This is a genomic window from Castellaniella sp. WN, from assembly GCF_054457555.1.
The window spans coordinates 2,059,282-2,078,837 of sequence record NZ_JBTKZC010000001.1; the positions used below are offsets into that span (position 1 = coordinate 2,059,282).

Genomic DNA, 19,556 nt, shown 5'->3' on the forward strand with positions numbered 1-19,556 from the left:
GGACAGCGGCAGGGCCAGGCCGGCGTCGCGACGGCCGTGGCGGTAGTTGTCAGGCCGGTTGCCGGTTGATCACCGGCATGCCTGGATCGGGGATCCCGCCTTGGCTGACGCCATGCAGGATCTCTGGCTTGCGCAGGCGCACCGCATCATCCCGAAAGGGGAATCCAGAGAGCGGCCCGGCGCGGGACCGGGACCGCAAAGGCCGCCGATTGGACCTCGAGTCCCGAGCCCCCCCTGCCTTGCGTAGAGGCCGAAATGACCTCAAAGTACAATTCCCAATGCCGTTGTTGACCACCCCGCCGTCTGGGCGGTCACGACCATCGGAATCACTGTTCACAATGCCGGAACCGCTGGTCACGATCAACCGGAATACCCAATCTCGCCAATCGCTTACTCGAAGCAGAATTTACGATCGAGCCGATGCGGGACTCCATGCATGCAAGCGTTTCATCCTCTCCAGGGCCCTTCTTTGGAAATTCCATCGATTCATGCGCACGCCCATGTGTCACCCATAAAGCCGGCCCAAAACAATGACTGACAAGAACCGCTTCGAAGACGTGATTCCAGAGAGCCACGGGGTCATCGAGATGCACCTGGATGATTTGAACAAACTGTTCGACACCATGGATCCATCGCCGCTTTGCGAAAAGAATCTCCATCCCAATGTGGCGGACCGTATTGTGGATAGCGCCAAGGAGTTTCCGGCCAGGGCCCCTTTAGCGTTGATCCTCCACGTGGACCAATCAGACTCGACGGGCCAGGAGGATCATGTTGTCGGCAATGCCACCCGCGCCTACTTCACCCACCTGTCGAAACAGTCCAAGCGAAAACTGCGACTTCATCTGCGTCGTGGCGCGATCAGCTTGATGATTGGATTGGCCTTCCTGGCCACGACCCTGGCCGGGGCGCAACTTCTCGGTGAAAGTTCCCTGGCGAAGATGTTTCGGGAGAGTCTGATAATCGGCGGCTGGGTCGCCTTGTGGCGGCCGATGGAGATGTTTCTATACGACTGGTGGCCCTTGCTGGGTGAGCGGATTTTTTATAAACGTCTCGGCTGCATGCCCGTAAAAATCAAATACTCGACACCGCCCTGGACATACTGCTGAATTCCCCGTTTGAGCGCAAGGATCTGCGTAAGCGCCGCGAAACCACTGCCCGGCCGCTCCGCCAAGGATGCGCGACAAGCGCACGTCTTCGCCCGGGGATGCCGGCGCGACCCGTTCCGCCGGTGGCGCGATGCCCGCGCTTCATCAGCTTTCACACGGCCCGCGCGCGGGCCGCGAAAACCAGCTGAGACGCCCACGGCGCGTTCACGCGGTCGGCGTCACCCCGGCATCCGACAGGGCGTCGGCCATGTCCATGAACTGCGCCACCGTCAGTTCCTGGGGCCGCGCGGTCGGTACCACTCCCAGGGCGTTCCAGTCCAGCCATTCCGCCCAGGCGCCCAGGCTGCCCCGGATCATCTTGCGGCGCTGCTCGAAGACCCGGGCCACCAGCCGCTCGAACACCCGCGCGTCGCGGGGCTGGCGCAGCGCATCCGACGCCAGCGGGCGCATGCGCACCACGGCCGACATCACCCGGGGCGGCGGATCGAAAGCCTCGGGCGGCACATCGAACAGGTGCGTCATCCGGTAGCGCGCCTGGAGCATGACGGACAGGCGTCCGTACTGGCTGTCTCCGGGGCGGGCCACCATGCGATCAACGACTTCACGCTGCAGCATGAAATGCTGATCGCGGATCCGGCCGGCCCAGCGCAGCAGATGGAAGAGCAACGGACTGGAGATGTTGTAGGGCAGGTTGCCCACCACGCGCAGCCGGGGGATATCCGCCACGACCTGGCCCGATTCCGCGCCGGCGGCGAACGCCGGATCGCCGAAGTCCACGGTCAGGGCATCGGCCTCGACCACCCTCAAGCGGTCCTCTCCCCAGCGGCCGCGCAGCCGCCGGGCCAGATCGCGGTCCAGCTCGACCACGGTCAGCCGGTCCAGCCGCTCCAGCAGCGGTGCCGTCAGCGCCGACAGGCCCGGACCGATCTCGACCATGACATCGCCGGGCTGCGGATCGATGGCGCGCACGATGGCGTCCACCACCGATTCGTCGGCCAGGAAGTGCTGGCCGAAACGTTTGCGCGCCTGATGCGCGCCCCCTGGGCGGGGCTGCGCCCCGCCGTCCCCCCGAGGAGGATCGGAAAACTTGGGGCGGCCCGGCGTTTTCTGGTGCCCCATGTCAGCGGCCGTCGCCGGCCGCCTTTTCCAGGCGGTTGTCAATGTAGGCCTGACCGCGCAACTGGTCGAGCCAATCCTCGTAGGCCGGCCCGATGCGGCGTTCCATCAGCTCGCGGCGCGCCTGCATGCGGCGGAATTCCTGTTCCATGTTCTTGGTCTGGCGGCCCTCGACCTGGATCAGGTGCCAGCCGAACGGCGACTTGACCGGTTCGCTGACCTGACCGTCCTGCAGCGCGTTCATGGCCTGCTCGAAGGCCGGCACGGTCTCGCCGGGATTGAGCCAGCCCAGGTCGCCTCCCTGGGGCGCGGAGGCGTCCTCGGAGTAGCGCTTGGCCAGCTCGGCAAAGGATTCGCCGTGTTCGATGCGGGCGCGCAGGCCTTCGAGGATGGCGCGGGCCTTGTCGTCATCCATGACTTTGGAAATCTTGATCAGGATGTGACGGGCATGGGTCTGCGTGACCATCACGGGACCCGAGGGCGCCGGGGCGCGTGGCGCGGCGGCGGCCGGAGCCTGCGCCGCCTGGGAGGGCGCGGACTTGGCGGCCCTGGGGGCGGGACGCTGAGCGTAGCCCCGGCGCAGGACTTTCAGGATGTGGAAGCCGCGGCCGCTCTGCACGATCCCGCTGATGCCGCCGGGCGGCGTATTCGCGATGGCCCGCGCGAACAGGTCTGGCCAATCGTGCAAGGGCCGGATGCCCATGTTGCCGCCCTCCAGGGCCTGGGGGCCGTTCGACGAGGCGGCGGCGACGCCGGCGAAATCGGCGCCGGACTTGAGCTTGCGCAGGATGGCCTCCGCCTGCTTGCGCTTCTCCTCGACGACGTCGCTAGCGGCGTAGTCTGGAACCTCGATCAGGATCTGCGCCAGCTCGACCAGTTCGGGGCCGGTCGGGACCGGTGCCGGTTCGGGCTCTTCCGCCGGCGCGGGCGCGGCGGCGGGCGGCGCGGCCACCGGCTGGCCGGCGTTCATGGACAGAAAGGCATCGACGTCGCTGTCGCTGATGGTGATACGGTCTTCGACGAAGCGCTGGCGCAGGATGTCGTCCTGGATCTGGGAACGCAGATCGGCGCGGTAGTCATCCCAGTTCATGCCGTTGTTGGCGATTTCACGCCGCAACTGGTCGACCGGGATGCGGTTGCGCTGAGCGATGGCCTGCACCGCGCGATCGACCTGGGCGTCGGACACGCGAATGCCGACGCGCCTGGCCTCATGGTCCTGAAGGGCCGCATTGATCATCTGCTGAAGCACCTGCCGCCGCAGCACGGACGCCTCGGGCACCGGGATGCGTTGCTGCTCCATCTGGCGGCGCACCTGGACCGCCTTGGCATCGACCTGGGCCAGTGTGATGACCTCCTTGTCGATGATGGCGGCGATGCCGTCCACGAATTGTTCGGACGCGGGGGCGGGCGCAGCCTGGGCGGGGGCCGGGCGGTGCGCCGGCTTGCCGGCCGCCAGGGCGGACGCGGACACCCAGGCGCCCAGCACGATGGCCAGCGCCAGGGCGCGGGCGGGATGACGCAAGCCAGACATCATTCGTACCTCTCGAAAACGGTTTTTTCAGGCGTGTGGGGAGTGACGGGCTGATAACCGATGACGCGATCGGTCAGCAGGGACATGGGATCGGTGCCCAGGGAGCCCAGCCCGGTGAGCTCCAGTTGCAGGAACAGCGCCGTGTTGGTCTTCTGGGCCGACACCGCGTAGCGCTGCATCACCACGCGCGCGGCCCAGCCACCGTCGCCCCGGTACTCCAGGCCCATGATGGATTGCGTGTTGCGCTTTTCCGCCAGGGAATAATCATAGCGGCCCACCCCGTACCAGCGCACGGACAGCGGCCACTGAGTGCTCAGGCTGACCTGTTCCCGGGTCGCCGGGACGGTGCCCGAAGGCAGCACCCCGTAGGGGTCGGCATAGCTGTTGACATCGCGCTCGTAGCGGTAGGACAGCGACACCGTCGCCAGACGCTTCGGCGTCCAGCGCACGCCACTGCTGAGCCGGTTGCGCTGCTGGGTCCTGTGGTCGAACAGGCCGTCGAAATACACCGAGAACTTGTCGGTCAGCGCCGCTTTGGCCCCGACCAGGTAATCCGACTGGGTGTCGATACGGGGCGTTTCGCTGGACAGCGTCACCCGCTGATTGTCGAAATAGAAGCGCTGGGCGAGCGACAGGGACAGGCGCTCGAACCCGGTGTCGGCGTCCAGCCAGCGGCTCGTCAGGCCGACGGTCAGCTGGTTCGCGTTGGCGATGCGGTCCCAGCCGCCGCTGAAGATGTTCTCGTCGAAAGCCTGCTGGTAGTTGAACGTCGCCAGCCCCGTGTCGAAGACGGGCAGGTCCGACTGGTCGCGATACGGTACGTACAAGTAGTACACGCGCGGCTCGAGCGTCTGGATGGCGGCGTTGCCGAACAGCGAGGCATTGCGCTCCAGCGTCAGGCCGGTATCCACCGAGGCGATCGGCAGCACCCGCGACTGGCTGGTGGGGCGGCCGGCGAATCGTTCCATGCCCGGCGTGCTGGCGAACCATTCCGTCTCGTACTGGCTCATGTGCAGGCCGACCTTGGGCGTCAGGTAGGCCCCGGGCAGCACGAAAGGCCGCGCGATCGAGGTATAGGAGGTCAGGCGCGTGCCGTTGGGCATCAGGCGCCGGCCGGATTGTTCGGGGAAGGCGTCGCCGCGATAGATTGGCGCGACGAAGCGGGTCGCCGTGTTCGTGGACACCACGTCCAGGCCGTGCCAGCCGTAGCGCTGCGCGGTGAAGCCGAGCTGGGGCAGCATGTCATAGGGCGGCGCCAGGAAGGATCCGGTGCTGTCCTGCAAGGTCTGGTAGCGGTAGAACTGCAGATAGCCGGACAGGTAGCGGCTGTCGGCCCAGGACAGCATCGCCTGGCTGGGCATGTAGGTGATGGCCGCGTCCGTCAGTCCGAAGGACGAGAAATCGCGGAAATAATCGTCGTCGGATACCTTGCGCGCATCCAGATAGGCGCTGAAGCCTTGGCCCAGCGTCCGGGTGTGCTGCACCGAATACATCCAGCGCTTGTCGCCCGTCTGGCGGTCCCGCATGATGTAGGTGCCGAACAGTTCGGAATGGGAATCGGCGTTCAGGTGCCGGAATTCCGTGCCCAACAGCAGACCGCGCTTGCTGAGATAGCGGGGAGACAGCGTGGCGTCGTAGTTCGGCGCCAGGTTCAGATAATACGGGGTCGTGATCTCGATCCCGCCGTTGCTGGACGTGCCGTAGGTCGGCAGCAGGAAGCCGGTCTTGCGGTCCTTGCCGAGCGGAAACGTCAGGTAGGGCGAATACAGGATGGGGGCGCCCTTGAAATACAGCACACCATTGCGCGCCGCGCCCTCGTTTTCATCCAGGTACAGGTCGACGCGGCTGGAATCGATGGTCCAGGCCGGGTCCGGGCCCGTCCAGCCGCTGTAGCGCACATTCTTCAGGCGCATGTGCTGGCGGCTGAGGATTTCCGCTTCGTCGGCCGTGCCGGCGCCGGCCGATCCGCCCAGCCAGAAGCGCGGCTGCTCGATCAGGCCCTTTTCCGTGTCGACGTTGTAGCGCAGGTGCGGCCCGCGCACGAGATTGCCGTCGCGGATCACCAGGCCGTTGCCGCGGACTTCGGCCTCGCCCGTGGACTGCAGGTAATCGATACGGTCGCCCTTGATCACGGAATCCAGCCGACGGACCTGGGCGTCGCCGCGCAGGATCACCCGCCCGTCGGCGTCGCGGCTGATGTCGTCGCCGATCAGGAACGACGGCAGGGCGTCGTCCTTCAGGCCCGGATGCAGCCGCAGGCTGCCGACCATCCGCATACCGTCCGCATCCGGCGAGGGCTGCGCCGCGAGGACCGGCGCCGGCAGGCACAGACCCAGGAAGATGATGCGACCGATCCAATGCGCCAAGACCCGGTTCCCCGAAATGGTTGAAAGAGACGACGGCCGATCGGTCCACCCGCGACGACCAGCGACCCAGTATTATAGAGAAGAAGCCGGACCGCATCGTGTTCCGTCCGATCCGTCTCCTTTCCTTTCTCAGAGCTCTCGCCGAATCCCGCGCATGATCCCTACCTCCACCCCGGACCCCCGCCTGGACGCCCTGCGCCATTGGCTGGACCGGCACGCCGACCGGCTGGGCCTGGTCCAGGACAGCCTCGCCCCCGTCTCCGGCGACGCCAGCTTCCGCCGCTATTTCCGCCTGCGGGCCGCGGACGGCACCCTGATCGCCATGGACGCCCCGCCGCCCCACGAAGACTGCGCGCCCTTCGTCCGCATCGCGGGCCTGCTGGCCCGGGGCGGGCTGCGCGTCCCCGACATCCTGGCCCAGGATCTCGACCAGGGCTTCCTGCTGCTCTCCGACCTGGGGGACCGCACCTTCTACGAAGCGCTGCGCGACGGCCTGGACCGGGACGAGGCCGCCCTGCAGCGGCACTATCGGGGCGCCCTGCGCGCCCTGGTCGCGCTGCAACGCTGCCCGGCCGATGGCCTGCCGCCCTACGACGAGGCCCGCCTGCTCGAAGAGCTGGCCGTCTTTCCGCAATGGTACCTGCGCACCCACCTGGGCCACACGCCCGATGCCGCCGCCGAGGCGGCGCTGGCGGACATCTTCAGCCTGCTGGCGCGGCGGGCGGCGGCACAGCCGCGGGTCCTCGTGCACCGGGACTTCCACTCGCCCAACCTGATGCTCGGTCCGGACGGACCGGACGCCGCGCCCGGCATCATCGACTTCCAGGACGCCCTGGATGGCCCGATCAGCTACGACATCGCTTCGCTGGCCATGGACGCCCGCACCACCTGGGACGAGGCCCGCCAGCTCGACTGGGCCATCCGCTACTGGGAATACGCCCGGGCCGCGGAACTGCCCGTCCCGGACGACTTCGCCCGGTTCCACATCGACTACGAATGGATGGGACTGCAGCGCAACCTGCGCATCCTGGGCGTCTTCGCCCGCCTGTCGCACCGCGACGGCAAGCACCACTACCTGGACCACATGCCGCGCGTGCAGGCTTACGTGCGCCAGGTCGCGGGACGCTATGCCGTCTTCCGCCCGCTGCTGCGCCTGCTGGATCAGGCCGAACGAGTGCCGCATGCCGACGGGTATTCCTTCTGATGCGCGCCATGATCCTGGCCGCCGGGCGCGGCGAACGCATGCGTCCGCTGACGGACGCCTGCCCCAAGCCCCTGCTGCCGGCGGGCGGCCGGCCTCTGATTGCCTGGCACCTGGAACGCCTGGCCCGGGCCGGGATCGCCGACATCCTGGTGAACCACGCCTGGCTGGGCGAACGCATCGAGGCCGCGCTGGGCGATGGCCGGGCATACGGCGTGCGGCTGCGCTACTCCGCCGAATCCCCCGCCCTGGAAACGGCGGGGGGCATCGCGCACGCCCTGCCCTTCTTCCAGGGCCAGCCCTTCCTGGTCATGAACGGCGATGTCTGGTGCGACTGGGACCCGGCACGGGCGGTCCGGCTCGCGGCCGCCTGGCCGGCGGACCGCCTGGCACACCTGGTCCTGGTGGACAATCCCGACCATCACCCCGAAGGCGATTTCATACTGCATGCCGACGGACTCGTCGCACCGCGCCCGGACGTCGGCTCCGACGGCGCGGGCGGGCGCGGGGATACGCCGCCCGGAGCGACGCCGCGCGCCCCGGACTCCGCGCTGACCTTCGCCGGCATCGGCCTGTACCGCCCGGCCCTGTTCGCCGGCACCGATCCGGACCGGCCCGCGCCGCTTGCGCCGCTGCTGCGCCAGGCCATGGCGGCGCGCGCCGTGGACGGCGAACGGCACGCGGGGAAATGGATCGACGTCGGCACGCCCGCGCGCCTGGCGGCGCTGGACGCCGAACTCGCCGGGCGCGCGTCCGGTCCGGATTCCGGAGCCCGTTCGCACTGACCACATCCGTCAAATCGCAACCGGATGTAGGTGCGATCCCAGTGATGCCGCAAAACCGTTTATTCTAATTGGTTTCGCACCCGCGCCCGCGTACAGCGCGGCGCATCATGCAAGCTTCAAGCAATCCAGGAATTTCGTCATGTCGCTCGGCCCCAAACGCCCCACCTTCAAGCCCACGCCCTATGGCTACACCCGGCGCAGCCGCGGGATCCCTCGCTGGCTGCTGCTGCTGATCACCGGCGTGATCCTGGGGGCCGGCGGCGTGCTGTTCCTGCAGCGCAGCTACGGCCCTCAGCGCCTCACGGTCGAACAATCCGAACAGCTGCGCACGGACCTGAACACGGCAAACCTGGAAAACCAGCGCCTGTCCGTCGAATCTGAAAAGCTCCAGACCCAGATCAAACAGGCGCGGCAAGACCAGCAGGAACAGACGGCCCGAGCCGAACGGCTGCGCAAGCAGGCCACCGACATGGAGGCCGGCGTCGCCAGCCTGATCCAGGCCATCCCTCCCGATCCGCGCGGCACCTCGCCTGGGATCCGCGGCGCCGACATGGTCGCGCGCGACGGCGGCGTGGACTACCGCATCCTGCTGATCCAGGATCTGCCGGAGGGTCAGTCCGAAGCCCCCACGCTGCGCGGCCGGATCAAGCTGATCGCCCAGGGCGCCTATCCCAACGGCAACACGGCCTACGTCGAGCTCGCCGAGCAGTCCCTGGACATGGGCCGCTACATCGTCGTCGACGGCCGGGCCGAACTGCCGAACAAGGCCTTCCGCCCGCGCCAGGTCACCATCCAGATCATGCCCGAAGGATCCGACAAGGTCATCGCCACGCGCACCTTCCGCGTCACCGCCGGGCGCTGAAACGGATGCGCCGGATGCCTGGGATGAGGCCGGGCACAGGGCAGTCCCCTGAGGACCGCCCTGTGTCTGACGAATCCGGGCCGCTTGCAAGCGGCGAGGTGGATCGGCAACGCAGTATGGCGAGCCCGGGCGCCGGAGTCAGGCCACGTGCTGCAGGAAATCCTTCAGACGCTGGCTGGGCGGCTGTCTGAGCAGGGTCGCGGGGTCGCCGTCCTCGGCGATCTTGCCGCCGTCCATGAAGATCAACCGGCTGCCGACTTTGCGGGCGAATTCCATTTCATGGGTGACCACGATCATGGTCATGCCCTCCTCGGCCACGTCCTGCATCACCTTCAGGACCTCGTGCCGCAATTCCGGGTCCAGAGCCGAGGTCGGCTCGTCGAACAGCATCAGCAGCGGCTTGATGGCCAGTGCGCGGGCGATCGCCACGCGCTGCTGCTGGCCGCCTGACAACTGGCCAGGATAATGGCCCGCACGCTCGGCCAGCCCCACCTTGGACAGCAGTTCCAGCGCCTGCTCGCGGGCCTGGGCACGGGGCGCTCCCCGGGTGTGGATGGGGCCGAACATGACGTTCTCCAGCGCTGTCAGCTGGGGGAACAGATTGAACTGCTGGAACACCATGCCGGCTTCGCGGCGCAGTTCGCGCACCTGGGCCGGCGGCCCCAGGACGCTGTGACCGTTGACGATGATGTCCCCGCCCTGGATGGTCTCCAGCACGTTGATGCAGCGCAGAAACGTGGACTTGCCCGACCCGGAGGGCCCGACCACGACTACGACCTCGCCCGCGTCGATGCTCAGGTCGATGCCATCGAGCACGACATTGTCGCCGAAGCGCTTGGTGACGTTCTTGAATTCGACGATGCTCATACGATGCGCGTCCTGTGTTCGATGAATTTCAGCGCCAGCGCGATGCAGCCCGTCATGATCAGGTAGATCACCGCCACCGCGCCCCAGATTTCCACGGCGCGAAAGTTGCCGGCGATGATTTCCTGGCCCTGGCGGGTCAGCTCGGCCACCCCGATCACGATGAACAGGGACGAGTCCTTGAGGCTGATGATGCACTGGTTGCCCATGGTCGGGATCATGCGCCGCAGCGCCACCGGACCGATGATGCGGGCCAGGATCTTGTGGAACGGCAGGCCCATGGCCTGGCCGGCCTCGTACAGGCCCTTGGGCACCGACTGCAGGCCGGCGCGCACGATCTCGGCGATATAGGCGCCCGAATTGATCATCAGCGTCACGGTCGCGGCCGTGAAGCCGTCGATGCGCAGGCTCACCAGCAGCGGCAGCGCGAAATAGATGAACATCACCTGGACCACGATCGGCGTGCCCCGGATCACCAGAATGTAGACTTGGGCCAGGAAGGACAGCACCAGCGGAATCCAGGACAGGAAGCGCCAGGCAAGCAAGGCGAGCACCGCCAGCCGCAGGGCCCACCAGGCCCCGTCGGGTACGCCGGCCAGCGGACCGTTATCCAACCAGGACGCCAGCCGCAGCAGGACCACGGCGGCCGCCAGAACCACGACACCCCAGGCCAGGGTGCGGCGCGTCACGGGCACCGGCACATACGTCACCACGACCCCGGACAGGGCGCCGATGATCGTACCGCCGATCAGACCCAACAGGGTGATCTGGATCGTCATCCACGAACCAGCCATCAGGTCGGGCCAGGCGGCCCAGATGGCGGACCATTCAAAAGTCACGGTCTTTCTCCATGAAGATCGGCATCCGCGCGGCGGACACATGAAAAACGGCAACGGCGGCCGGACGCATGCATCCGGCCGCCGCCGTCGGATCGATCACCCGCGTTCAATTCACGGTGCTGGCTTTCTTGCCGAACCAGGTTTCATACAGCTTGTCGTAGGTGCCGTTGGACTTCAGCTCGGACAAGGCCTTGTTGACGACGGGCACCAGCTCGCTGCCCTTGGGGAAGGCGATGCCGTAGAAGTCTCCGCTCTTGAGGGAGCCCACGACCTTGACCTTGCCGTTGCCGGCGGTCTTGGCGTAGTACTGGACGTTGGGCGTGTCGTGCACCACGGCGTCCACGCGGCCCGTGGCCAGTTCCAGGAAGGCATTGTCGATGTTCGGGAAGAGCTTGAGCTTGGCCGAGGGCACGTTGGCCTTCATGTAGTCCACCGTGGCGGTGCCGATCTTCACGGCCACCGTCTTGCCTTCCAGGTCCTTCGCGCTCTGAATGGGGCTGTCGCTGGCGACCAGGATGGCCAGGCCGGACTCGTAGTAGGGCTCGGAGAAATCGATGACCTTGGCGCGGTCCTCCCGGATGGTGATGCCGGCCAGGGCCGCGTCCACGTTGCGCGTCTGCAGGCCCGGGATGATGCCGTTGAAATCCATCGGCTGCAGGCGGTATTTCAGGCCGGCCTGCTTGGCAATGGCTTCCCATAGCTGGATGTCGAAGCCGGTGTACTTGCCGTTCTGCTTGAATTCAAAGGGCACGAAGGCCGTGTCGGTCGCGACGATCAGGTCCTTGGCGGAAGCCTGGGCCATCGGCAGGGCCAGGGTAAGGGCCAGCCCGGCCAGGGCGGCCTTGAGGGTCTTGGACAACATCATGTGTGGGGTCTCCTTGTGGGATTCGTCTGCCGCGGCCGATCCGGACTCGCCGCATCTTCGCCATGTTAACTGAAATGCCCGGAATTCTCGGGGTCCGGACGGCGGAAATCCCGGGCACAGGCCGCTTTTTTCGGGAAATCCCCTAAGGAACCTCTGAACAAGTCGAGCGGTAAGCGGGCGCTGCGGCTTCGGGCTGGACGCAAGGCGCGGACCGCAGCGATAGCCCTTGCTATCGCGAGGACTTGTTCAAAGGTTCCCTAAGCGATCCCGGGGATTTTTCCTCCCCGCCGCGCGGAGAGCGGGCGAACCGCCTCAGAACGCGGGGACGATGGCGCCCTTGTAGTGTTCCAGGATGTAGTCGCGGACCTTGGGAGTGTGCAATGCGTCGACCAGCTTGCGGATCGCGGGATCGTCCTTGCGGTCGGCGCGGGTCACCACCAGATTGGCGTAGGGGGAATCCTTGTCCTCGATGAACAGGGCGTCCTTCACCGGATTCAGGCCGGCTTCCAGCGCGTAGTTGGTGTTGATCAGGGCCACGTCCACGTCGGGCAGCACACGCGGCAGCGTGGCGGCCTCCAGTTCGCGGAACTTCAGGTGCCTGGGGTTTTCCGACACGTCGCGGGCGGTCGCCAGGATGTTGGACGGGTCCTTGAGCTTGATCAGACCCTGCTTCTGCAACAGCAGCAGGGCTCGGGCGCCGTTCGAGGGATCGTTCGGGATGGCGACCTGGGCGCCGTCCTTCAGATCCTTGATGTCCTTGATCTTCTGCGAGTAAGCGCCGAAGGGCTCGACGTGGACCAGACCCACCGGCACCAGCTTCGTGTCGTGTTCCTTGTTGAAGGAATCCAGGTAGGGCTGGTGCTGAAAGAAGTTGGCGTCGATCTGCTTGTCGGAGACCTGCAGGTTCGGCTGGACGTAGTCGGTGAACACCTTGATATCCAGGTCCACGCCTTCCTTGGCCAGGTCGGGCTTGACGAATTCCAGCAGCTCGGCGTGCGGCACGGGGGTGGCCGCCACGGACAGTTTGGCCGCCTGAGCCGGAACGGCGAAGGCCAGGGGCACTGCCAGCGCCAGGACCGGCGCGAATTTCTTGAACATGAAAGATCTCCTCAATCTGGAAATTACCGTCTGTTGAGCCTGGCCACCCAGCGGTCGCCAGACACCTGAAAAACCTGAACCATGAGCACCAGGATCACGACCGTGACCGCCATGACGTCTCCCTGGTAGCGCTGATAGCCGTAGCGCACCGCCAGGTCGCCCAGCCCGCCGCCGCCAATCACGCCGGACATGGCGGAATAGCCGACCAGGGTGATGGCCGTGACCACGACAGCCGCGAGAATGCCGGTGGTCGCCTCCGGCAACAACGCCCACAGCACCGTCTGGCGGGACGTCGCTCCCATGGCGCGGCAGGCCTCGCCGACGCCCGGATCCAGTTCGCGCAGCACGTTCTCCACCAGCCGTGCGAAGAACGGCGCCGCGCTGGCTACCAGCGGCGGGATCGAGCCCTGGACCCCCAGCGCCGTCCCGACCACCAGCCGGGAAAACGGGATCATCACGATCAGCAGGATCAGGAACGGCACCGAGCGCAGCACGTTCACGGTGAAGGCGACCGTCTGGTAGACGGCGCGATTGTCCATGGCCTGCCCCGGGCTGGACAGGAACAGCAGCACGCCCACCGGCAAGCCGATCAGCACGGTGAACAGCAGGGAAAAACCCGTCATCAGCAGAGTGTCGATCGTGGCTTCGCCGATCATCCACCAGTCCACGTTCGCCATCATGGCCGCAACACCTCGTAATCGACGCCCGCCGCGTCCAGCGCGGGAGCGAGCGCATCCAGGCCGGCCCCGGTCCCCTCGGCCGCCACGACCAGCTGGCCGTAGGGCGTATCCTTGATCCGCCCCACGGAACCCTGCAGGATGCTCAGGTCCAGGCCCAGGTCGCGGCTCAGGCGGCTGAGCAACGGAGTGGCCGTGCTGTCGCCCCGGAAGCTCAGGCGCAGCAGGCGGCCCGACACGCCCTGCGCCAGAGTCCGCCAGCCCTCGCCCCCGTCCAGGCCACTTTCGGACAGCAGCGCGCGCGTCGCGTCGTGCCGCGGATGCAGGAAGACCTCCAGCACCTGGCCGGACTCGACGATGCGGCCGCCCTCGATCACCGCCACCCGGTCGCAGACCGCCCGGATCACGTCCATGCCGTGCGTGATCAGCACGATGGTCAGTCCCAGGCGCTGATTGATGTCGCCCAGCAGCCGCAGGATGGACTGGGTGGTTTCCGGATCCAGCGCCGAGGTCGCCTCGTCGCACAGCAGCAGGCGCGGCTTGCTGGCGAGCGCGCGGGCGATGCCCACGCGCTGCTGCTGGCCGCCGGACAGCTGCCCCGGGTATTTGTGCGCCTGATCGGACAGGCCGACCAGGTTCAAGACTTCGCGGGCGCGGGCCTCGCGATCGGCCCGCGGCATGCCCGACAGGCGCAGCGGGAAACACACGTTGTCCATCACCGTGCGCGAGCGCAGCAGGTTGAAGTGCTGGAACACCATGCCCACCGAGCGCCGGTATTCACGCAGTTGCGTGTCGGAAAACGCCGTGATGTCGCGCCCGTCCACTCTCACGCTGCCCTCGGTGGGGCGCTCCAGCAGGTTGAGCATGCGGATCAGGGTGCTCTTGCCAGCGCCCGAACGCCCGATGATGCCGAAGACTTCGCCCTCGCGGATGTTCAGGTTGACGCCGACGAGGGCGTTTACCGCCCGGCCGGCGGATTCGTATGTCTTGCGGATGTTCTCGAGATCGATCAAGATGCGTGGTCAATGAAAAGGTGCCTCCCGGATCAGCGGAAGGCGAAACAGGAATTTACCATGTCGATTTGGGCCATTACGCCGATAACATATTACTTGTAATTATGAAAGCGATCGCCGGCCTGGCGGTGGGCTAGAATCCTCGACATCTCCACCGCATCCCGTTCCAGAGGGGCCGCATGCCACGAGACGAGCTGTCCGAAGTCCTGGCCTTCCTGGCCGAACGCCTGCGCGCCTCAGGCACCGAGGCACCCGAGACCGTCCAGACGCACATTTCCATCCTGCTGCTGGGCCGCGACCGGGTCTACAAGCTCAAACGCGCGATCCGGCTGCCCTATCTGGATTTTTCCACTCCCGGGCTGCGCCTGGACGCCTGCCGCCAGGAAGTGGCGCTCAACCGGCGCACGGCCCCGACGCTGTACCTGGGCGCGCGGCGCATCACCCGCGCAGCCGATGGCGTGCTGGCGTTCGACGGCCAGGGCGAACTGGTGGACGCCGTGGTCGAAATGAGGCGTTTCGCCGAGGATGCCCTGTTCACCCGGCTGGCGCAGGCGGGCCGCCTGGACCACCCGCTGCTGACCGCCCTGGCCCGCGCCATCGCCGCCTTCCACGCCCGGGCGGAATGCATGCCCGGCGAGGACGGCGCGCGGCGCATCTTCGACGTGCTCGAACTCAACGAACAATGTCCGGACATGGCCCCCGCGTTCGGCGCCGAAGCCGTGGACACGTTGCGCGCCGCACTGCGCGCGGCCTGGGCCCGGCACGCGCCGCTGCTCGACGAACGGGCGCGCGCCGGCAAGGTCCGCCGCTGCCACGGCGACCTGCACCTGCGCAACCTCTGCCTCCTGGACGGCCAGCCCACCCTGTTCGACTGCATCGAATTCAACGAGTCGATCGCCACGATCGACATCCTCTACGACCTGGCTTTCCTGCTCATGGACCTGTGGCAGGCCGGCCTGCGTGCCGAGGCGAACTGGGCGATGAACCGCTACATGGACGAAAGCGGCGACGCCGGCGGCCTGCCGCTGCTGCCCTTCTTCATGGCGCTGCGCGCCTCGATCCGGGCTCAGGTCCTGTCCACCCAGGCGGCGATGCCGGGTGCGGCGCGGCAGGACATCGTCCCGCAGGCCCGCGCATACCTGGACCTGGCCATGGCGCTGCTGCGGCCGGTCCCGGCTCGGCTGGTGGCCATCGGCGGCCTGAGCGGGTCGGGGAAATCCACCGTGGCCGCGGCCATCGCGCACCGCGTCGGCGCCGCTCCGGGCGCCCGGATCCTGTCCAGCGACCGCATCCGCAAGCGCATCGCGGGCGTGCCGGCCGAAACGTCCCTGCCACCCGACAGCTACACGCGGGAATCGTCCGATCGCGTCTATGCCGCCCTTGTGTCCGAGGCGGCCCGCACACTCGCCCTGGGCCACGCATGCATCGCCGACGCCGTGTTTTCCCGACAGGAAGAGCGCCGGGACATCGAGCGCTGCGCCGCCGGAGCCGGCGTGCCCTTCCAGGGAATCTGGCTGGAGGCGGATCCCGGCACGCTGATCGCGCGCGTGCGCGGGCGCAGGAACGATCCTTCCGACGCCACCGCGGACGTGGTGCTCGCCCAGGTCCGGCGACATACCCGCCCCCGGGGCTGGCTCACGGTCCAAGCCGGAAAGGACGCCGGGGAAACACAAGCCGCGGTACTGTCGGTGCCGGGTATCGCCCTCGGCGCCGGGCACTGATCCGATCCGGCTGCGAAGGGCTCGCACATCCACGGGCCAATGCGCGGAAATACGTATTCACGGCCCCGCGGCTCCGATCGCACAATGGCACCATCGCGCTTGACACGATACGCATCGGCGGACGCGGCCGGCCCCCGGCCCCCGGCCATGCCCGGAAAACGCAACGCCTCCCCGGAAGGGAGGCGCCAGCGTCCGATGCGCATGAAGAATTCTGGTGGGTCGTGCGCGGCTCGAACGCGCGACCAACGGATTAAAAGTCCGGTGCTCTACCGACTGAGCTAACGACCCACGAAGCCTTTCATTTTGACATCGTACCAATATGGCGTCAAGCGCCCGGAGATTACGAGAGACCGCCCCATGTCCGACCCGACCGACCGCCCGCCCCTGAGGCTGCACATCCTGTCCGACCTGCATCTCAGCCAGCAGGGCCTGGAACTGCCCGACGTCGAGGCGGACGTCACCATCCTCGCCGGCGACATCGCCCGGCCCCGGCCGGCCATGGATTGGGCCGGCCGGATCCCCCGCCCCGTACTGTACGTGCCGGGCAACCATGAGTTCTACGGCGGCATCGTCCCCGCCGTGCGCGCGGAACTGGCCGATCAGGCGCAGGCCCACGGCATCCAGTTGCTGGACCAGCAGGCCGTGGTGATCGGCGGCGTGCGCTTCCTGGGCGCCACCCTGTGGACGGATTTCGAACTGTTCGGGGCCGAACTGCGCGACCTGGCCATGGAGCGCACCGCCGAATTCATGCGCGACTTCCAGGTCATTGGCAATGGCGACGGCTCGCGCTTCGCACCCCGGGATGCCGCCGCGCTGTTCCGCGAACAGTATGACTGGCTGGACGCCCAGCTGGACACGCCCTATCCGGGGCCGACGGTGGTGATCACCCATCATGCGCCCAACATACGCAGCGTGCATCCGCGCTTCGCCGAATCCCTGATCAGTGCGGGTTTCGTGTCCGAATGCGCCAGCCTGCTGGGCCGGGCCGATCTCTGGATCCACGGCCACACGCACGACAGCTTCGACTACGCGGTATACGGCGCCCGCGTCATCTGCAACCCGCGCGGCTACTGCCGCGACGGGGTAAACGAGAACCCGGACTTCGATCCGGGCCTGTGTATCACCGTGCCCGGGAAATCCGCACCTCGGCTCCGCGGCGCTTGACCTCCAGTCCTTCGGAAGGCAGGATGCGCAGGCCTTCCAGGCCCTTGATGTAGCTGGAACCCTGCATCTGCATGACGCGGATCTTGTTGCGCATGACCACCGGATTGTATTCCGGCATGCCGAACATCCAGACTTCTTCCAGGATCCGGGCCGAATTGATTTCCCCGGTGTGCCGGGCCGTCGGCCCCAGACACAACATGTGGCCCTCGCGGCCGAAGACCGGCAGCGTGTCCAGACCCGGACGCACCGTCCAGCGGGTGCCGCCTTCGTAGCGCCAGCCCGTGCCCAGATCCCACCAGGCGTCGCCCCTGGGCAGATAGACCTCGGTCACCCCGCCGGGCCGCATCACGGGAGCCACCAGCAGCGCCGGACCCAGCAGGTACTGCGTATCCCAGGCGTGCGCGTCGGGGTCGGCGGGATAGGCCTGGGCCATCGACCGCTGCACCGGCAGTCCGGTGCGCACGGCATCGTCGATGATGCCGGCCACGTAGGGAAGCAGGCGGTAGCGCCATTGCAGCCAGTGCGCGATCAGGGCGCGCGTGTCGGCGTCGAAAGCGTCCGGCATCAGCGCCGGCAGCCCCTGGAAGCTGAAATTGGCGGAAAACACACCCATCGCCAGCCAGCGCAGATACAGCTCGGGCGTCATGGCGCCGGCCGGGCACCCGGCATCGCCCAGGCGGTGGGTCTGCACCGCCACGCCGCTGTTGCCGACCGACAGGGCCGCCCGCAGCGTCGCGGCGTAGCCCTTCCAGTCATTGTCCACGGAGGGGCCCTGCTGCCAGGCAAAGCGTTGCACCCCCGGGAACAGGTCACGGCTGGGCATGACGCCTTCCTGGGGGGTGCGCGGACCGGCGACGGCGTCGAACAGGGCACGGCGCGCCAGGTGGGGATAGGCCGTGCGCAGCACCGCGCCGGTTTCCCCGCCCCGGGCCTCGACTCCGTCGGGCAGGTCGAACTGCGCCTGGCAGACCGGCGCGCCCAGGCCGTCTTCCACGGCCTGCTGATGGCGCTCGGCCCACAAGCGGGCCGTGTCCCGGTGCGTCAGGTCCAGCAGCCCGAACGGCCGTCCGTCGGACGCCGGCGTGCCGGGACAGACCCAGGGATCGCCTTCGGCATCGCACAGCAGCCAGCCCCGGTCGGCCCATTCCTCGAACAACGGCGTGCCATGCAGGACGCCGGGGATGCAAGAGCCCGCCAGATGGATGTCGAGCGCGGACGCCGCCGCCACCAGGCCCCGCCAGTCGGGAACGCGATCGGACCATTCGAAGACCGGTTTGTCGGCCTGGAAGCCCAGGATGGCCGGTTCGGCCAGCGCCAGCGCATCGAGCGCCATGCCCTGGCCGCGCAGGCTGCGGACTTGCTGCAGGCTGAATTCGGCCGACTGCCCCGGCGCCTGGTCCAGCCAGACTCCCATGGGCCAGAGATTGGGCTGGCCGGCGCGGCCGGTGAGCGCCGTGTACTGATTGAGGATTTCGGACGGGTCCCCGACGAACAGGAACAGGTCCAGGCCGGCGCCCCGCGCCTGGACGGCATAGACGCCATCGGCCCGCAGATCGTGTTCCACCCGGCCCAGCGTATTCAGGTGCGCGCCCCAGCCGCGCGGACTCCAGGCGAGCGGCAGGCAGCGGTCCGCCGGCGCATCGGACACCAGACGGACGCCCCGGCGATCCAGCTCGTTCAGGGATTCGCCCAGGCCGTACAGTCCTTCGTCCGGCTCCAGTGCCCAGACGAGCGGCCAGAAGCCCTCATCGCCGTCGCCGGAGGGCCGGATCGGCAACCGGGCGCGGGCCACGCACTGGCCGCTCCGGAAGAGCCGCAGGCCCGAATCAGGGCCGCCGATCTCCAGACCGGCCTCGCCCTGGGTCAGGCGCCAGCCGCCCGATGCCAGCGCCCGGCATTCCATTTCCCCGACGGGCTCCTGACGGGCCAACAGCATGTCGGCCTGGCGCTGCGCGCGCGGCGTCGGCTTGCCGGGTTCCAGCCAGGCGCGCGGCCCGCAACGCAGCCGGAACACGCCGGGTGCGTGGGCTTCGATCCGGAGACGCCATTCATCGGCATGAAGCGCCCATTCGACGCAGGAGGGCGTCGTAACGACCGGGCCGGTCTCGAAAACTTGGTCCGCCAATTCGATGGTGGGCGACACAGCGTGATCCTCTGGGCACTCTACCCGCATGAGTCTTGCAAAAGACGTTATTCTGACGGATTTGCGCCATAAAATAAAATCCCGGGATGAGGAGGCTCCAGCCCCGAGGCCGGAGTTCCTTCGCCACCGGGCGGGGGCGCCTTCGATACCATCCGGAACAAGGCCCCGCTTGGCCTCGCCCTGACGGGCGAGGCTTGCGCTTGGA

16 protein-coding genes and 1 tRNA gene are annotated in these 19,556 nt (G+C 67.5%); 6 read left to right on the forward strand and 11 right to left on the reverse strand.

What is annotated here, in order from left to right; all coding sequences use genetic code 11:
* Window positions 1–530: 530 nt before the first annotated feature.
* Entirely contained in the window at window positions 531–1,106 is a 576-nt protein-coding gene (locus ACTPOE_RS09620; protein WP_458871995.1) for a hypothetical protein, read from the forward strand.
* Between the two features lie 204 nt (window positions 1,107–1,310).
* Here ACTPOE_RS09620 and rsmA read toward each other — a convergent pair whose 3' ends face one another.
* The 3 genes from rsmA to ACTPOE_RS09635 are packed head-to-tail and all read right to left on the reverse strand — an operon-like array spanning window position 1,311 to window position 6,119.
* A complete protein-coding gene (gene rsmA, locus ACTPOE_RS09625) occupies window positions 1,311–2,225 on the reverse strand; it encodes a 16S rRNA (adenine(1518)-N(6)/adenine(1519)-N(6))-dimethyltransferase RsmA (protein WP_458871996.1) in 915 nt (304 codons plus the stop codon).
* Between the two features lies 1 nt (window position 2,226).
* Complete coding sequence (locus ACTPOE_RS09630) at window positions 2,227–3,753, reverse strand: peptidylprolyl isomerase (RefSeq protein ID WP_458872801.1); 1,527 nt, start codon at window positions 3,751–3,753, stop codon at window positions 2,227–2,229.
* Entirely contained in the window at window positions 3,753–6,119 is a 2,367-nt protein-coding gene (locus ACTPOE_RS09635; protein WP_458871997.1) for an LPS-assembly protein LptD, read from the reverse strand. Before ACTPOE_RS09635 ends, ACTPOE_RS09630 begins: the two co-directional genes overlap by 1 nt.
* Window positions 6,120–6,273: 154 nt before the next feature.
* Between ACTPOE_RS09635 and ACTPOE_RS09640 the strand changes: the two genes are divergently transcribed.
* From ACTPOE_RS09640 to ACTPOE_RS09650, 3 genes are all read left to right on the forward strand, one after another.
* Entirely contained in the window at window positions 6,274–7,323 is a 1,050-nt protein-coding gene (locus tag ACTPOE_RS09640; RefSeq protein WP_458871998.1) for an aminoglycoside phosphotransferase family protein, read from the forward strand.
* Entirely contained in the window at window positions 7,323–8,105 is a 783-nt protein-coding gene (locus tag ACTPOE_RS09645; RefSeq protein WP_458871999.1) for a nucleotidyltransferase family protein, read from the forward strand. The genes ACTPOE_RS09640 and ACTPOE_RS09645 overlap by 1 nt, the downstream gene beginning before the upstream one ends.
* 139 nt (window positions 8,106–8,244) lie before the next feature.
* Entirely contained in the window at window positions 8,245–8,967 is a 723-nt protein-coding gene (locus ACTPOE_RS09650; RefSeq protein ID WP_458872000.1) for a hypothetical protein, read from the forward strand.
* A 138-nt stretch (window positions 8,968–9,105) separates the two neighbouring features.
* Here ACTPOE_RS09650 and glnQ read toward each other — a convergent pair whose 3' ends face one another.
* From glnQ to ACTPOE_RS09680, 6 genes are all read right to left on the reverse strand, one after another.
* A complete protein-coding gene (gene glnQ / locus ACTPOE_RS09655; RefSeq protein ID WP_458872001.1) occupies window positions 9,106–9,834 on the reverse strand; it encodes a glutamine ABC transporter ATP-binding protein GlnQ in 729 nt (242 codons plus the stop codon).
* Complete coding sequence (locus tag ACTPOE_RS09660) at window positions 9,831–10,670, reverse strand: ABC transporter permease subunit (protein ID WP_458872002.1); 840 nt, start codon at window positions 10,668–10,670, stop codon at window positions 9,831–9,833. Before ACTPOE_RS09660 ends, glnQ begins: the two co-directional genes overlap by 4 nt.
* Before the next feature lie 106 nt (window positions 10,671–10,776).
* A complete protein-coding gene (glnH, locus tag ACTPOE_RS09665; protein WP_458872802.1) occupies window positions 10,777–11,532 on the reverse strand; it encodes a glutamine ABC transporter substrate-binding protein GlnH in 756 nt (251 codons plus the stop codon).
* 315 nt (window positions 11,533–11,847) lie between these two features.
* Entirely contained in the window at window positions 11,848–12,633 is a 786-nt protein-coding gene (locus ACTPOE_RS09670) for a MetQ/NlpA family ABC transporter substrate-binding protein (RefSeq protein WP_458872003.1), read from the reverse strand.
* Window positions 12,634–12,656: 23 nt separating this feature from the next.
* On the reverse strand, window positions 12,657–13,313 hold the full coding sequence (locus ACTPOE_RS09675) for a methionine ABC transporter permease (RefSeq protein ID WP_458872004.1): 657 nt from the start codon (window positions 13,311–13,313) through the stop codon (window positions 12,657–12,659).
* Entirely contained in the window at window positions 13,310–14,323 is a 1,014-nt protein-coding gene (locus tag ACTPOE_RS09680; RefSeq protein WP_458872006.1) for a methionine ABC transporter ATP-binding protein, read from the reverse strand. Before ACTPOE_RS09680 ends, ACTPOE_RS09675 begins: the two co-directional genes overlap by 4 nt.
* 179 nt (window positions 14,324–14,502) lie before the next feature.
* On the opposite strand from ACTPOE_RS09680, the gene ACTPOE_RS09685 reads away from it, so the two are divergent.
* The gene (locus ACTPOE_RS09685) at window positions 14,503–16,044 is read left to right on the forward strand and encodes a bifunctional aminoglycoside phosphotransferase/ATP-binding protein (protein ID WP_458872007.1); all 1,542 of its coding nucleotides are present in this window, start codon (window positions 14,503–14,505) and stop codon (window positions 16,042–16,044) included.
* Window positions 16,045–16,256: 212 nt separating this feature from the next.
* Here the strand turns inward: ACTPOE_RS09685 and ACTPOE_RS09690 are convergent.
* Window positions 16,257–16,332: transfer RNA gene (locus ACTPOE_RS09690), tRNA-Lys, on the reverse strand.
* Between the two features lie 69 nt (window positions 16,333–16,401).
* Here ACTPOE_RS09690 and ACTPOE_RS09695 point away from each other — a divergent pair.
* Window positions 16,402–17,208, forward strand: a complete 807-nt coding sequence (locus ACTPOE_RS09695) for a metallophosphoesterase (RefSeq protein WP_458872008.1) — start codon at window positions 16,402–16,404, stop codon at window positions 17,206–17,208.
* Here the strand turns inward: ACTPOE_RS09695 and ACTPOE_RS09700 are convergent.
* On the reverse strand, window positions 17,165–19,243 hold the full coding sequence (locus tag ACTPOE_RS09700) for a glycoside hydrolase family 31 protein (RefSeq protein ID WP_458872803.1): 2,079 nt from the start codon (window positions 19,241–19,243) through the stop codon (window positions 17,165–17,167). The two genes, ACTPOE_RS09695 and ACTPOE_RS09700, sit on opposite strands and share 44 nt — an antisense overlap.
* Window positions 19,244–19,556 lie beyond the last annotated feature (313 nt).